This is a genomic window from Acinetobacter sp. GG23, assembly GCF_057766365.1.
In genome coordinates, this window is sequence record NZ_JBYMDJ010000004.1 from 159,394 (window position 1) to 173,085 (window position 13,692).

Below are 13,692 nucleotides of genomic sequence, written 5' to 3' on the forward strand. Positions count from 1 at the left end.
TAGCTACGTAAAATCACGTATTTCTTCGATGTATATAACCTCTCCCTACCCCTCTCCTACTAGGAGAGGGAAACTTTTGTAAGATGAAAGTTTATTCAGCATAGAAAGAAATTAATTAAACTCACCTTCAGCACGTTCTTTTGCCCAGTCACGCAAGATGAATTTCTGCAGTTTCCCGGTTGAAGTTTTAGGAATTTCGGTAATCACTAAATCTTTAGGCACTTTAAAGCGCGCTAGATGTTGTTTGCAGAATTCGATCAGTTCTTCAGGGGTGGCTGTTTTACCTTGTTTGAGTTCCACAAAGGCACACGGTACTTCCTGCCAACGTGGATCAGGTTTGGCCACCACGGCTGCAGTCAGTACAGCAGGATGTTGATATAAGACTTCTTCCACTTCAAGCGATGAAATATTTTCACCACCTGAAATAATCACGTCTTTGGAACGGTCGGTGATTTTGGCATAGCCATCTGATTGGCACACAGCAAGGTCACCGGTATGGAACCAGCCACCAGCAAATGCCTCGGCTGTTGCTTCGGGATTCTTTAAATAACCTTTCATGACAATATTGCCACGGAACATAATTTCTCCCATGGTCTGACCGTCATGCGGAACCTCTTGCATAGTTTCAGGATCAAGCACTTTCATGCCGTCTTGTAAGGGGTAAGGAACGCCTTGGCGTGAGTGTAACTGCGCTTGTTCTTGAATCGACAAATCACTCCAACCCGCTTGGGAGGCACAGAGAGCAGAAGGACCGTAGGTTTCTGTTAAGCCATAGACATGAGTGACATTAATGCCAATATTGCGCATCCCTTCAATGATCGCTGCTGGAGGCGCAGCACCCGCGACCATGACTTCAACACGGTGATCAAGCTGGGGCTTCTTCTCTTCAGGCGTGTTGATGAGCATGGACAAGACAATCGGCGCACCACAGAAGTAATCCACTTTATGTTCAGCAATTAATTTAAAGATCAGTTCAGCATCGACCTTACGTAAGCAGACATTTGTTCCACCGTTGGCAGCCATAGTCCAGGCAAAGCACCAGCCATTACAGTGGAACAGTGGCAGTGTCCATAAATAGGTGGCACGAGGCATCATGCCGCAAGCAATGATATTGCTGGCCGCGTTAATGTAGGCACCGCGGTGATGGTAAACCACACCTTTAGGATTACCGGTGGTTCCAGATGTATAACTTAAACTGATGGCATCCCATTCATCTTGGGGTAAATGCCATTCAAAATTTGCATCGCCTTGGGCAATCCAGTCTTCATATTCAACTTGACCAATTGGTGTTGACGCATTTTCATATTCTTGGTCAGCCACATCAATCACATAGATCTCTTGTGACACCAGCGAGAGTGCTTCGGTAGCAACTGCAGTAAATTCGGGATCGACCAATAACACTTTGGTTTCAGCATGCTCAAGCATAAAGGCAAGGGTCTTGGCATCCAGGCGCGTATTTAAGGTGTTGAGTACCGCACCCGCCATAGGCACGGCAAAATGTGCTTCAATCATGGCAGGGACGTTTGGCAGCAGTACTGAAACGGTATCATTTTTACCGATGCCTAATTTTTGGAGTTGGTTGGCAAACTGACGGCAACGATTGTATTTCTCACGCCAGGTAATACGACGCTTACCGTGAATAATCGCATCTTGATTTGGATAGATATACGCTGCACGATCAAGATAGCGTAAAGGTGACAACGCTACAAAATTTGCGGGGGTACGCGGTAATTCATCGTATGCGTTAACCATTTTAAAACTCCGTTATATATTTATTTTCATATCCTGTTAAAAAGATATGCACTTCTTGGGAATCTTGCATTTAGGCTTTAGTCGAGTGCGTTTTTATAATTTTTAACATATTGAATATTAATGATAATGTTTGACGATATTCAAATATTTTGAACGCCCCGGTTCCCATGTTTGATTTTTTAAGTATTTTACTCTAATTGAGCAATTAAATAATATCAGCCAAGGAAGAAGAATGAAATTTTGTACAGTATTACCAGCAAAGCAAATGTAATGATTTGGCTTTGGGTTAATGTTGATTAAACCGAGTGCTTGTGATCTGGACAATTTATCAGAACTAAAATGCACACTCTAGATTGCTATACCCGTGTTAAATTTTTTGCCTTATACCTAATTAGCCGGTTTAGAATTACTGAATTATTTTACCCATAATAATCAAGCTTAGTTTGTGTATGGGGGGATGGGCGCGCAGATGATATTCATCCTGCAAAATATTAGCCGCATATTTTATATGGATATAGCAGTAATCCGGAAATGGTACAGGTTCTCAAACGGCGCGATGTCGTTGTGGATAATTATGTGTTCTTAAAGCGGAAATAGAGCAAAGCGGTTTATTCCGCAATTTTCCAAGCTTTATGCCCATGCTCAGGCAAAATTTACAGAGCGGGATACCTTTAGAGAATAAAATAAGAAGAAAGATTCCCAGATTCTGATAAGGGTAGAGGAGTGGCAAATAAATTCAAAATGAGCCAAATCGCGAATTTTCTAGGTAAAAAGGTTTAATCCTGTGGATAAGACGTGTAAAATTCGAATCGATTTTATTTATCCACCGTTTTTATCTTTTGAGGCTTTGCCTCGATCATAATCTCGCGGTGATATGCCCCATGGTACGGGGCATCACTCCTTAAGGATTTCTTATGCCAATTATCACTTTGCCAAATGGCGATCAAAAACAGTTTGATCAAGCCGTATCTGTGATGGACGTTGCACTCAGCATTGGTCCGGGTCTTGCCAAAAATACAGTTGCTGGTCGTGTGAATGATCGTTTAGTGGATGCGTCCGATCTCATCACTGAAGATGCAACGCTACAAATCATTACGCCTAAAGACGAAGCGGGTGTCGAAATTATTCGTCACTCATGCGCACATTTGGTTGGCCATGCTGTTAAGCAATTGTTCCCAGAAGCAAAAATGGTGATTGGTCCGGTCATTGAAGAAGGTTTCTACTATGACATCTGGATGCCACGTCCATTTACATTAGACGATATGGCAGCGATTGAGGAGCGTATGAAAAAGCTCATCGATCAAGACTATGATGTGGTGAAAAAAATGACTCCACGTGACGATGTGATTGCAGAGTTCACAGCACGTGGCGAAGAATACAAATTACGCTTGATTGCGGACATGCCTAACGAGACACAAATGGGCTTGTACTACCATCAAGACTACCTGGATATGTGCCGTGGTCCGCACGTACCAAACACCAAATTCTTAAAATCATTCAAGCTGACTAAAATCTCTGGCGCTTACTGGCGCGGTGATGCGAAGAATGAACAATTACAACGTATTTACGGTACAGCGTGGGCAGACAAGAAACAGCTAGCGGCTTATGTAAAACGTATTGAAGAAGCAGAAAAACGCGATCACCGTAAAATTGGTAAAGCGCTTGATTTGTTCCATATGCAAGAAGAAGCGCCGGGTATGGTGTTCTGGCATCCAAATGGCTGGACCATTTACCAAGTGCTTGAACAATACATGCGTAAAGTTCAGCAAGACAACGGTTATGAAGAAATTCGTACTCCGCAGGTAGTGGATTTCACGTTGTGGGAAAAATCAGGACATGCTGCAAACTATGCAGACAACATGTTCACCACGCATTCTGAAAACCGCAACTATGCGGTTAAACCAATGAACTGTCCTTGTCATGTACAAGTGTTCAATCAGGGTTTAAAATCGTATCGTGATCTTCCTGTACGTTTGGCAGAATTCGGTTCATGTCACCGTAATGAACCATCGGGTTCATTACATGGCATTATGCGTGTTCGTGGCTTTACTCAAGATGACGCACATATTTTCTGTACCAAAGAACAGATTGGTCAGGAAGTTGCAGACTTTATCAAATTGACACTGGATGTATACAAAGATTTTGGCTTCGAAGAGGTACAAATGAAATTGTCGACTCGTCCAGAAAAACGTGTGGGTGAAGATGCTCTTTGGGATATGGCAGAAAAATCTTTGGCTGATGCTTTAGATGCTGCAGGTCTAGATTGGGACTTACAACCAGGTGAGGGTGCATTCTACGGTCCTAAGATTGAATTCTCATTGAAAGACTGCTTAGGTCGTATCTGGCAATGTGGTACTATTCAATGTGACTTTAACTTGCCTGAGCGTTTGGATGCTTCTTATGTCACAGAAGATAACGATCGTGATCAGCCGGTAATGTTGCATCGTGCAATTCTTGGAAGTTTTGAACGATTTATTGGTATACTTATTGAGCACTATGCGGGCTTTATGCCACCTTGGTTAGCACCAACACAAGCATGTGTAATGAATATTACAGATTCGCAGGCCGAGGCGTGTGAGTCAGTCGTCGCTAAACTTAAAGAAAGTGGAATTCGTACCATTTCTGACTTGAGAAATGAGAAAATCGGCTTTAAGATTCGTGAACGTACTTTAGAGCGTATTCCTTACTTACTGGTTCTTGGAGACCGTGAAGTAGAGGAAGGTACTGTGAATGTTCGTACCCGCTCAGGAAAAAATTTAGGTACTATGTCAATTGATGCCTTCGTTGACCTAGTGAAAGCAGCCGTAGCCGAACGCGGCCGGTACATTGTGGAGTAATAAAGATTAAACAGCCTGACCGTAACCAACAACAAGGTGCTAAAAGCAATCGTCCTGCATTAAATGACGAGATCCGTGCGAAAGAAGTACGTCTCGTTGCTGCAGATGGTGAACAAAAAGGCATCGTTTCACTTGCTGAAGCGTTGCGTGCTGCAGAAGAAGTTGAGCTTGATCTTGTTGAGATCGTTGCTAATGCAGAGCCACCTGTTTGTAAAATCATGGACTTTAACAAACATTTATTCGATCTGAAGCAAAAGCAAAAAGATGCGAAGAAAAAACAGCATCAAGTTCAGGTTAAAGAGATTAAGTTGCGTCCTGGTACAGACATTGGTGATTACAACATCAAGTTACGTGCAATTCTTCGTTTCCTAGAGGAAGGGAACAAGGTAAAAATTACCTTGCGCTTCCGTGGTCGTGAAATGGCTCACCAACAATTAGGTCTTGCTCAATTACAAAAAGTTGAAGCAGACGTAATTGAATACGGTACAGTCGAACAAGCACCAAAAATGGAAGGTCGTCAAATGGGCATGCTCATTGGACCGAAACGTAAAAAATAAGCACTTGTTGATCCATTGATAAAAAGCACTGCAAATGCAGTGCTTTTTTATGCCTGCCTTTTTTACTTATTGTTGTAGAGGGCTACTATTTTTACCTGCTTCCACAATTGGAATATTGGCTTCAGTCGGTACATAAATAATTTGCTGAATACGACCATCACGTAACGCCTCACCAAAGGCGCCAATAAACTCCTGTTTACGGTATTCAGGATAGTCTTTCGCGGCTTGACCGACTAATTTTATGGCTTCGGCACGCAATTTGGCACTTTCCAATTCTGCTTTAGCGACCTGAACCTGAATCATTTTGGATTGCTCGGCTTCTGCTAATGCTGCTTGACCATCCATACCTTGTTTCCATACTTTATAATGTGGCCAGCCAAAAAGAAATAAGCCAATCAGAATGATGAAACAGATAAAAGCGATAAAAATCGTGGCTGGACCCATATTGGCAGGTTTTGAATAATGCATATTTTGCCTATTTTTCTTTGCAAATGTTTATGATTTTTTTATGTGCTACTTGAGCAGTATATTTCATATAAGCTTTTAAATAGCATTTTATTTTTTTGAGGTGATTGTTAAATTAAAACTAGAAGAAATAGAAAAAGACCTACACTTAGGCAGGTCTTTGATACGGTTTATGCGTCAACAGTAGTGGACTCTAAGCGTTCAATTTTCTTCCCAATCGGAATTTGTCTCGGCAATTTCTCTTCTGGAATAATACGCTGTAAGTCTATTTTTAATAAACCATTTTCATAGTCGGCATGCTGTACTTCAATATGTTCATCTAGGCGTAGCGAGAGTTTGAATGAACGACGGGCAATGCCTTTATGTAAAAATTCAATCGTGTTATCGGTACTTTCTTCCGCAGGTTTACCTAAAATGGTGAGTACTTGATTTTCAAGATTAATCATCAGTTCTTCTTCGGCAAAGCCTGCGGTAGCCACCACAATGCGGTAGTGATTGTCACCCGTCTTTTCAATATTATAAGGTGGGTAATTAGGGGTATCACTTTGCATCGCATAATCAAATAGATCATTCAGACGGTCAAAACCGATACTGCGACGAAATAGTGGAGTAAGACTTACATTACTCATTGATAGAACCTCCTGAGTTCAGCAAAGTTTTATAAATAAGATTTCAAGGCTGTCATGCTGAGCATCAACAGTCAGTAAAGCTATAGCTTCACGCGATCATGGCTTTACTTTGAATAAATATAGGTCTGCAATTTGGCTTTTCAAGCATTTTAATTAAAAAAATTGAGAAAAATCTTAATCGGATAATAGGGGATAAATTAATAGGTCAAGCAGCTTAATTGTGTTTATTAAGTTTCACTAAAGATTAAGGTTTAGCGCAATAAAACATGCTATAAATATTCATATTGTTCAATAATGTTATATAGAACCAGAAAGACAAAAGGTAGAAAAAAATGATTGATCTCTATTATTGGGGAACGCCCAATGGTCATAAAATTACAATAGCTTTAGAAGAAATGGGCTTGGATTATCAAATTTTCCCCATCAATATTATGGAAAATGATCAGTTTCAACCTGACTTTTTACGTATTTCTCCAAACAATAAAATTCCGGCCATTGTCGATCAGGATGGTCCGGGTGGTGAGGCCATTTCCGTATTTGAATCTGGCGCAATTTTGCAATATTTGGGACGTAAAACCGGCTTGTACTATCCAACCGATGAACAGCAACGTGTTGAAGTTGAACAGTGGTTGATGTGGCAAATGGGTGGTTTAGGACCTATGCTCGGGCAGAATCATCATTTTGGTAAATTTGCAGCTGAAAAAATTCCTTATGCGATTGATCGTTATATCAATGAAAGTAAGCGTTTATATGGCGTGTTAAACAAACAGCTGATGGGGCAAAAATATGTCGCGGGAGAATATTCAATTGCCGATATGGCAATTCTGCCGTGGATTTTGCGTTATGAATGGCAGCAAATTCAGCTCGAATATTATCCATACGTAAAAGAATATATTGAGCGCTTAACTGCACGTCCGGCAGTGCAACGTGCATTGGCAATTCAAGTGAATCCTTGAGGATAAAAATTGCGAAAGGTTTTTGTGCTAAGATTACGCAATAATACCGCTTAAATCTCGCAAAAAATAAACCACCCGTTGCGGTGGTTTTTTATTGGACCTCATGGCTATGAAAGACTTTTTCTTAAATTTGACCCATATTGTTGAAACAAATAAGAAAATTTATTGGGCAATTATCTTTGGTATTGCAGCTTGTTTATTGCTCTTTATTGCTGAAGTCGTGCATATGCAGTCAGTTGCAGAGGCGCTAAAAGCCAATGATCCAGCCATCTCTAAAGAAATTTTTCGGGTCATTGCGCATCGTTATGATTTGGCGCGATGGGTGGTGATGGTTTTATTCATTATCTGGTCAGTTTATGAATATCAATCTACCAAGAGAAAACTTGGTCTTTAAGCTGTTATTCATCTAATGCTGTCCTACGTTTTACTTTTTATTTCCGCTTTCGGCGCAGCAACTTTATTGCCCTTACAGTCTGAAGCGGTTTTACTGGCATTGTTGGCCGAGGGTAGTCATTCAATTGGTGGACTGCTGCTTGTTGCAAGCGTGGGAAATATTTTGGGTTCCTGTGTGAATTGGTGGCTAGGCTTCCAAATCGAACACTATAAAGATAAAAAATGGTTTCCTGTCTCTGAGCAGCAAATGTTAAAGGCACAAGGGATTTATCAAAAATATGGCTACTGGTCGTTGCTGTTGAGCTGGGTGCCGATTATTGGTGATCCGATTACTTTAATTGCCGGCTTGTTAAGACAAAACTTCTGGCGGTTTTTATGGATTGTGAGTATTGCCAAAGTAGCACGGTATTTATTTATCTATGCTGCTTTTTCAATATTTTAAAAAGAGATGCAGGGCGCATCTCTTTTTATTGCCTAGACTCGTATTCAAATTACCGGCATTGATTTAAATCAAACTTGATTTCATCTTTAAGAGTCGATTTTTTATAAACCCAATATTTACGTGGTACATCTACTTTCGCGTCTGAGACTGCACGTACAATTTGTTGGTCTAAAGCGTAAATACCTGAACCGTTTTTCACTTTGACTTTTTTTACATCGCCGTGTTTATTTACTTTAAAAGTAAATTTCACCGCACGATTGTGTCCATTGAGTTGTTCAGAGTCGATATCTAAATCGGGTTGAGCACGATATGAAAAAGGTACTTTTTTATCTTGCTGCTGAGCCTGCCAGTTTTTAGAGTTAAAGTTGTATTGGCAAACTTCAGTGTCATGGTCTTGACTTAATTTCAGGCTAAAGGTTTGATAGCCAATTTGTGGAAGGGCTGTATTATTTTCGATATGCGGTTTTACACTTACCTCACGTACCGCTTTAATTAACAGATCATCTAAATAGCTTAAACCGGTGCTCTCCTGGATACTGGCTTTGCTAATCGTACCGGTCTCATCGGCATAGATCCGGATAATTGCATTTCGGTTTTGATCTTTTAAATCTTCATTTTTATAAGAAGGATGTGGAAATTTGGTCCATTGAATGCGCGTGGTTAAATGCGCCGGAAGGGCTGCGCTTTTTTGGACCGCGAGTTGTTTGGATGAATTAGCTGTAGCACTATATGTAGCGCTTAACGGTAAGCTCATGAGTAGAGAAAAACACAGTATTTGCTTCATAAATATTAAGTTCTTTAATCAAACCAGAGGTTGCGGCGGTAGCGGAGCATTTTGAGTGCGAAGTATTTCCTGAATTAGAAATACTCGCAAGTCTAAAAAGTGAATTAACGTCTTTGATCATCACCTTGAGTGATATCTACACCAAATAAATCTTTGGTTTTGATCCAGCTTATAGTCACGACAGCCATGGTCATACAGCCGCCAAAGACCGTTGCCATAATAGCACCCATGTATTTTGCCGCTAAGCCAGATTCAAACGCACCTAATTCATTGCTTGATGAGACAAACATGCCATTTACTGCCGCAACACGTCCACGCATATTCTCAGGCGGGTAAATCTGTAGAATGGTTTGACGAACCACGACTGAAATACTGTCACAGGCACCAGTCATGGCTAAAGCAAACAGGGATAGCCACATGTTGTTTGAGAAGGCAAACAGCAGCGTAAACACTCCAAAACCGGCCACTGCAAGCAACATATTGCGCCAGGCATTTTGGGTCGGTGGAAACTTGGTTAGGGCAATCATGGTAAAAAGCGCCCCAATGGAAGGAGCAGCGCGTAAATAACCCAAGCCTTCAGGACCGACTTTTAAAATATCTTCAGCGAAAATTGGCAGCAGGGCAATGACACCCCCAAATAAGACTGAAACCAGATCTAGAGAAATTGCCCACAGCACGATTTTGGTTTTCCAGATAAAGCGGAAACCATCGCCCAGACTTTCAACCAGATTATGCGTTTCGATTTTGGGAAAACTACGTTTTTGCAGCAAGTTAATTAAAATAAAGCAGATACTTAACAATACCGCGACCGATAGCAAGCTGGTTTCGCGACCTAAAAATGCCAGCATGAAACCACCGAGCATGGGTCCGATAATTACGCCACTTTGCCACCCAATTGTGGTCCAAGTTGCACCATTGGCATAGAGATCACGAGGAATCAGAAACGGCTTAAGTGAAGTAGCCGAGGGATTATAAAAACCGCGGATCGTACCCAAGCCAAAAATAACTGCATAAATTCCCCAAGAAAGGGTATTTATCCCAATTTCACCTAGACCATAACGATGAAATAGCCACCATAAAACCACAGGTAAAGGCACGGCAAAGAACAAACAGATTTTCATAATGGTCTGTTTATTAAAGCGGTCAGCAAAATAGCCACCCCATAAAGACAAGGTGATAAACGGAATCGCTTCGGCTAAACCAATCAAACCTAGGGTCAGTGGATCTTTGGTAATTTGATAAAGTGAATACGCGACAATAATTTCTTGAATTAAAATGGCGAGAGTGAGACAGAACTGATTCACCGTGACAATTGAGAAATCACGATAGCGCAGTGCAGCAAAAGCATCCTGTGCGGGAGTCATGTTAATCCAGTATTCTTATGTTGTGATAATTATAAGACCGAATAAATGATTTATTAATAAAAAAATCCTACATTTTATATTTCTTAGATTCTCAAAATAAGACTAACAGAAGCAGACGATTGGTTGGGTATTTTGAGGATATGTGCTTTTGTTTTAAGCAAAGATGCTTTAGAATACTGGCTCCCTTACCTGCAGGTCGTTTTTGCAATGGTGCAGACGTTCCGAACAGGTGTTCAAAAGAGGTTGTTATGCCTAAGATGAAAACTCGCCGTGGTGCAGCTAAACGCTTTAAAGCGACTGCTAACGGTATCAAGCGTAAACAAGCGTTCAAACGCCACATTTTGACCAAAAAATCTGCTAAGCGTATTCGTCAATTGCGCGGCTGTGTAATGGTTCACGTAAGTGACGTTGCTTCAGTTCGCCGTATGTGCCCATACCTTTAAGGAGATTTATAAATGGCTCGTGTAAAACGTGGTGTCCAGGCTCATCGCCGTCATAAAAGAATTCTTGCTCGTGCTAAAGGTTACTACGGCGCTCGTTCACGCGTATATCGCGTAGCGTTCCAGGCAGTAATTAAAGCAGGTCAATATGCTTACCGCGACCGTCGTCAGAAGAAACGTCAATTCCGCGCTTTGTGGATTGCACGTATCAATGCTGGTGCGCGTCTTAATGGTTTATCGTACAGCCGTATGATCGCTGGCTTGAAAAAGGCTCAAGTGATTATCGACCGTCGTGTACTTGCAGACATCGCTATGCATGATGCAGTTGCATTTGCTGCTATCGCCGAAAAAGCGAAAGACGCATTAGCTGCTTAATCGTCTTCGGATGATTGAAAAAAGACCGCTTTTAGCGGTCTTTTTTATTTTGCAGAAGTAGAAAACTGATTAATTAAAAAATTCCTCAGTCTTAATAAGATAGATGAATTGCATGCTAAATTACAAAGAGGCTGGCTCATCTCTCTTCATTTTTATCAAACCTGCGATTTGGAAATGTTGATAAGATAAATAAACCAATTGCAGCAAAGCCAATTGCTTGCATGACAAGAACGATTTTATGCTGGGTAGGTAAGGCTGAAATTAAAATAATTAAAGCGATCAGCGGCATAGCAAAAATTAGAATGGCGAAACCTTTTTTATAGGGATTATCGGCTACAATTTTTAAGTTCAATGCTCTTAATCCATGCAGGCCCATGCCAATAGTAATGCTGATTCCGGTAAACAGTGGCGAAAGTTGTTGTACTGTGGAACACACATAGATCATCACACAGGTAACAATACAGACCATCAGCTTGATTTGACGGCTACATTGATCTGAATACCAAAATTCCAGCATTATTTAGGTCCATTGGAAAGATCATTTTTATTTAGCAAAGACAAGGGTGAAAATAGACAGATGGCCAAAGCCATAAAGCCAATACCTTGTGCGCCTGGAATCAAAATTTCACCATCTTTCATCTGCATAAAAATAAGTGCCAGTAATAGGGCAATCGGAATCCAGGTCAACAGACGATATAACAATCCAGTGGGATTTTTTGAAGTAAAATGAATTTTACAATAACGACAAATCAGAAAAATAATACCGGTGCCTAAGAACATTAGGATTGCATCGGGTTTTAGCGGTTCCATCCAGTAAAGTATGCCGGTAACAATAGCAATAACCGCAAAGATCATGAGTTTGCGGAGGATGGACACTTTAGGATTAAACCAAAATTCGAGCATATTCTTCTGATAGATAAACGAGGACTGACTGCACTTTAGCAAAAACAAAGATAAAAAAGCGAGGCTTTTGCCTCGCTAAAAATTAAGTATTTTTTTGTGGACCCCAATCATAAATTTTCTTTTGGTAGGCGTACCACATCATCCAGAGACCGATCAAAATCATGGGTACAGTCAGGAATTGTCCTTTACTCATCCAGCCAATAAACAGCTGTCCATTGTCCGGTTCGCGGAAGAATTCCACCACAAAGCGTGCAATACCGTAGCCAATCAGGAACAAGGCTGAAACGGCCATACGTGGGCGAGGTTTTGAACTGAACCACCACAATACAATAAACAGAATCAACCCTTCAGCCAAGGCTTGATAAAGCTGTGAGGGGTGACGCACCAATTGCAGCGGATCGGTCGGGAAAATCATGCCCAAGGCAAAGTTTGGATCAGTGACTTGACGACCATACAATTCACCACCAATAAAGTTGCCGATTCGGCCAAACATCAAACCCGTTGGTACGCATGGTGCAATAAAGTCGAGCGTTTGGAACCAGGTTTTCTGGTATTTTTTACACCAGAACAGCATGGCAATCATTACGCCCAAGAAGCCCCCATGGAAGCTCATGCCGCCAGTCCAGACCTGGAATAACCAGAGTGGATTGGCCAAGAATTGCTCAAAACCGTAAAACAATACGTAGCCAAGACGCCCCCCGACCACCACACCTAAAGCCCCATAGAAAATCAGGTCAGACACCATATCGGGTGTCCAGCCATCCCTGTGCTTGGTTCGATAAGTGGCAAGTCCCCAAGCAAATAAAAATGCCAGTAAATACATCAATCCATACCAGTGGACTTGTAACGGTCCCAGCGATATAGCAACTGGGTCAATATTGGGATAGGTCAGCATTCCTGTTCCTTGTGATTCTGTTTTGCACAGATTTTAGCTGAATGTGATGAAAAATGTTGTACATTCAATGTGTAAAGATAAAGAGCATAGATTATGTGTATTGTAGCTTTAGCTTGGCAAGTCTTGGAAGATATGTCTTTGTGTCTGATTTCCAATCGGGATGAGTTCTATACCCGTCCGACGGCTGGTTTAAAAACTTGGGAAAATAGTCCGATTATTGCCGGACAAGATCTGCAGTCTGGTGGAACATGGATGGGGGTGACTGAATCAGGACGATGGGCAGTCGTGACAAACTTTCGAGATGCAACTGATAAAAAAACCTATCCGACTTCACGCGGTCATCTGATTCAAGCATTTTTAGAGTCAGATTTGACGCCAATCCGTTTTGCTCAAGCTTTGGAAAAACGGCAATGTGATTATGCCGGTTTTAATTTATTGCTCGGGGACCAAGATCAGGCAGTCTATATGAGCAACCGGGGTGAAGCGCCACAGGTTTTGGCTCAAGGGGTATATGTGGTTTCTAATGGTTTAATGACCGAACACTGGGAAAAGACCAAGCATCTACGTAAACGTTTTACCCAAGAATTTTTACCGATGTTGCAGCAGAACACGACGACTGAAGCGGATCTTGAATTTGCAGTCTGGGATATTTTAGAAGATGAACGCAAAATCATTCCTGAACTGCTTCCACAAACTGGCATAAATACAGAGATGGAAGAATTGCTCTCATCGACTTTTATTCAAAGTCCTGTATATGGCACGCGCTGTTCTAATTTTTTAAGAATGAAAAATGATGCTTGGCTATGGCAAGAAAAATCCCAGCAAGGAGCCACTCAAGGTGAAATTATTCAAATCAATTTGCCTTTAACCCCATAAAAAAATGCCGACATCATGTCGGCA

Annotated in this window: 16 protein-coding genes; 8 read left to right on the forward strand and 8 right to left on the reverse strand. The window is 41.3% G+C overall.

The annotated features are described in order from the left end of the window. Positions 1–111 precede the first annotated feature (111 nt). Complete coding sequence (locus AC3CAU_RS09115; RefSeq protein WP_447054004.1) at positions 112–1,752, reverse strand: acyl-CoA synthetase; 1,641 nt, start codon at positions 1,750–1,752, stop codon at positions 112–114. Between the two features lie 914 nt (positions 1,753–2,666). Here AC3CAU_RS09115 and thrS point away from each other — a divergent pair. Both thrS and infC read left to right on the forward strand, forming a co-directional pair. Beyond that, a complete protein-coding gene (gene thrS, locus AC3CAU_RS09120; RefSeq protein ID WP_424619315.1) occupies positions 2,667–4,589 on the forward strand; it encodes a threonine--tRNA ligase in 1,923 nt (640 codons plus the stop codon). A 5-nt stretch (positions 4,590–4,594) separates the two neighbouring features. After that, a complete protein-coding gene (gene infC / locus AC3CAU_RS09125; protein ID WP_131385910.1) occupies positions 4,595–5,146 on the forward strand; it encodes a translation initiation factor IF-3 in 552 nt (183 codons plus the stop codon). 66 nt (positions 5,147–5,212) lie between these two features. Here the strand turns inward: infC and AC3CAU_RS09130 are convergent, their stop codons facing one another. Further along, positions 5,213–5,590: an SPFH domain-containing protein gene (locus AC3CAU_RS09130; RefSeq protein ID WP_092718520.1), complete on the reverse strand. Its 378-nt coding sequence runs from the start codon at positions 5,588–5,590 to the stop codon at positions 5,213–5,215. Between the two features lie 191 nt (positions 5,591–5,781). After that, a complete protein-coding gene (locus AC3CAU_RS09135) occupies positions 5,782–6,240 on the reverse strand; it encodes an Hsp20 family protein (RefSeq protein ID WP_131216522.1) in 459 nt (152 codons plus the stop codon). Between the two features lie 332 nt (positions 6,241–6,572). Between AC3CAU_RS09135 and AC3CAU_RS09140 the strand changes: the two genes are divergently transcribed. From AC3CAU_RS09140 to AC3CAU_RS09150, 3 genes are all read left to right on the forward strand, one after another. After that, the gene (locus AC3CAU_RS09140; RefSeq protein ID WP_447054005.1) at positions 6,573–7,196 is read left to right on the forward strand and encodes a glutathione S-transferase N-terminal domain-containing protein; all 624 of its coding nucleotides are present in this window, start codon (positions 6,573–6,575) and stop codon (positions 7,194–7,196) included. 109 nt (positions 7,197–7,305) lie between these two features. After that, positions 7,306–7,590, forward strand: a complete 285-nt coding sequence (locus tag AC3CAU_RS09145; protein ID WP_447054006.1) for a hypothetical protein — start codon at positions 7,306–7,308, stop codon at positions 7,588–7,590. Positions 7,591–7,605: 15 nt separating this feature from the next. Then, the gene (locus tag AC3CAU_RS09150; RefSeq protein WP_447054007.1) at positions 7,606–8,031 is read left to right on the forward strand and encodes a YqaA family protein; all 426 of its coding nucleotides are present in this window, start codon (positions 7,606–7,608) and stop codon (positions 8,029–8,031) included. Between the two features lie 49 nt (positions 8,032–8,080). Here the strand turns inward: AC3CAU_RS09150 and AC3CAU_RS09155 are convergent, their stop codons facing one another. Together AC3CAU_RS09155 and AC3CAU_RS09160 are read right to left on the reverse strand one after the other, a co-directional pair. Beyond that, positions 8,081–8,815, reverse strand: coding sequence for a TonB family protein (locus tag AC3CAU_RS09155; protein ID WP_447054008.1), 735 nt, complete (start codon positions 8,813–8,815; stop codon positions 8,081–8,083). Between the two features lie 104 nt (positions 8,816–8,919). Next, on the reverse strand, positions 8,920–10,179 hold the full coding sequence (locus AC3CAU_RS09160; protein ID WP_171537560.1) for an MFS transporter: 1,260 nt from the start codon (positions 10,177–10,179) through the stop codon (positions 8,920–8,922). Positions 10,180–10,427: 248 nt separating this feature from the next. Between AC3CAU_RS09160 and rpmI the strand changes: the two genes are divergently transcribed. Continuing rightward, on the forward strand, positions 10,428–10,622 hold the full coding sequence (rpmI, locus tag AC3CAU_RS09165; RefSeq protein ID WP_067721945.1) for a 50S ribosomal protein L35: 195 nt from the start codon (positions 10,428–10,430) through the stop codon (positions 10,620–10,622). 12 nt (positions 10,623–10,634) lie between these two features. Then, positions 10,635–10,994: a 50S ribosomal protein L20 gene (gene rplT / locus AC3CAU_RS09170; protein ID WP_131216512.1), complete on the forward strand. Its 360-nt coding sequence runs from the start codon at positions 10,635–10,637 to the stop codon at positions 10,992–10,994. A 136-nt stretch (positions 10,995–11,130) separates the two neighbouring features. On the opposite strand, the gene AC3CAU_RS09175 is transcribed toward rplT, so the two are convergent. From AC3CAU_RS09175 to lgt, 3 genes are all read right to left on the reverse strand, one after another. Next, positions 11,131–11,511: a hypothetical protein gene (locus AC3CAU_RS09175; protein WP_447054010.1), complete on the reverse strand. Its 381-nt coding sequence runs from the start codon at positions 11,509–11,511 to the stop codon at positions 11,131–11,133. Beyond that, entirely contained in the window at positions 11,511–11,897 is a 387-nt protein-coding gene (locus AC3CAU_RS09180) for an AzlD domain-containing protein (protein ID WP_447054012.1), read from the reverse strand. Before AC3CAU_RS09180 ends, AC3CAU_RS09175 begins: the two co-directional genes overlap by 1 nt. An 82-nt stretch (positions 11,898–11,979) precedes the next feature. Next, complete coding sequence (gene lgt / locus AC3CAU_RS09185; RefSeq protein WP_447054013.1) at positions 11,980–12,792, reverse strand: prolipoprotein diacylglyceryl transferase; 813 nt, start codon at positions 12,790–12,792, stop codon at positions 11,980–11,982. A gap of 93 nt (positions 12,793–12,885) precedes the next feature. Between lgt and AC3CAU_RS09190 the strand changes: the two genes are divergently transcribed. Continuing rightward, positions 12,886–13,668, forward strand: a complete 783-nt coding sequence (locus AC3CAU_RS09190) for an NRDE family protein (RefSeq protein WP_447054014.1) — start codon at positions 12,886–12,888, stop codon at positions 13,666–13,668. Positions 13,669–13,692 lie beyond the last annotated feature (24 nt).

Bases quoted from the DNA above. Each gene is read 5' to 3' on its own strand.
- AC3CAU_RS09135 (WP_131216522.1), bottom strand. From the start codon at position 6,240: ATGAGTAATGTAAGTCTTACTCCACTATTTCGTCGCAGTATCGGTTTT.
- AC3CAU_RS09155 (WP_447054008.1), bottom strand. From the start codon at position 8,815: ATGAAGCAAATACTGTGTTTTTCTCTACTCATGAGCTTACCGTTAAGC.
- AC3CAU_RS09115 (WP_447054004.1), bottom strand. From the start codon at position 1,752: ATGGTTAACGCATACGATGAATTACCGCGTACCCCCGCAAATTTTGTA.
- AC3CAU_RS09145 (WP_447054006.1), top strand. From the start codon at position 7,306: ATGAAAGACTTTTTCTTAAATTTGACCCATATTGTTGAAACAAATAAG.
- thrS (WP_424619315.1), top strand. From the start codon at position 2,667: ATGCCAATTATCACTTTGCCAAATGGCGATCAAAAACAGTTTGATCAA.
- AC3CAU_RS09150 (WP_447054007.1), top strand. From the start codon at position 7,606: ATGCTGTCCTACGTTTTACTTTTTATTTCCGCTTTCGGCGCAGCAACT.
- rpmI (WP_067721945.1), top strand. From the start codon at position 10,428: ATGCCTAAGATGAAAACTCGCCGTGGTGCAGCTAAACGCTTTAAAGCG.
- AC3CAU_RS09175 (WP_447054010.1), bottom strand. From the start codon at position 11,511: ATGCTGGAATTTTGGTATTCAGATCAATGTAGCCGTCAAATCAAGCTG.
- AC3CAU_RS09140 (WP_447054005.1), top strand. From the start codon at position 6,573: ATGATTGATCTCTATTATTGGGGAACGCCCAATGGTCATAAAATTACA.
- AC3CAU_RS09160 (WP_171537560.1), bottom strand. From the start codon at position 10,179: ATGACTCCCGCACAGGATGCTTTTGCTGCACTGCGCTATCGTGATTTC.
- rplT (WP_131216512.1), top strand. From the start codon at position 10,635: ATGGCTCGTGTAAAACGTGGTGTCCAGGCTCATCGCCGTCATAAAAGA.
- AC3CAU_RS09180 (WP_447054012.1), bottom strand. From the start codon at position 11,897: ATGCTCGAATTTTGGTTTAATCCTAAAGTGTCCATCCTCCGCAAACTC.
- lgt (WP_447054013.1), bottom strand. From the start codon at position 12,792: ATGCTGACCTATCCCAATATTGACCCAGTTGCTATATCGCTGGGACCG.
- AC3CAU_RS09130 (WP_092718520.1), bottom strand. From the start codon at position 5,590: ATGGGTCCAGCCACGATTTTTATCGCTTTTATCTGTTTCATCATTCTG.
- AC3CAU_RS09190 (WP_447054014.1), top strand. From the start codon at position 12,886: ATGTGTATTGTAGCTTTAGCTTGGCAAGTCTTGGAAGATATGTCTTTG.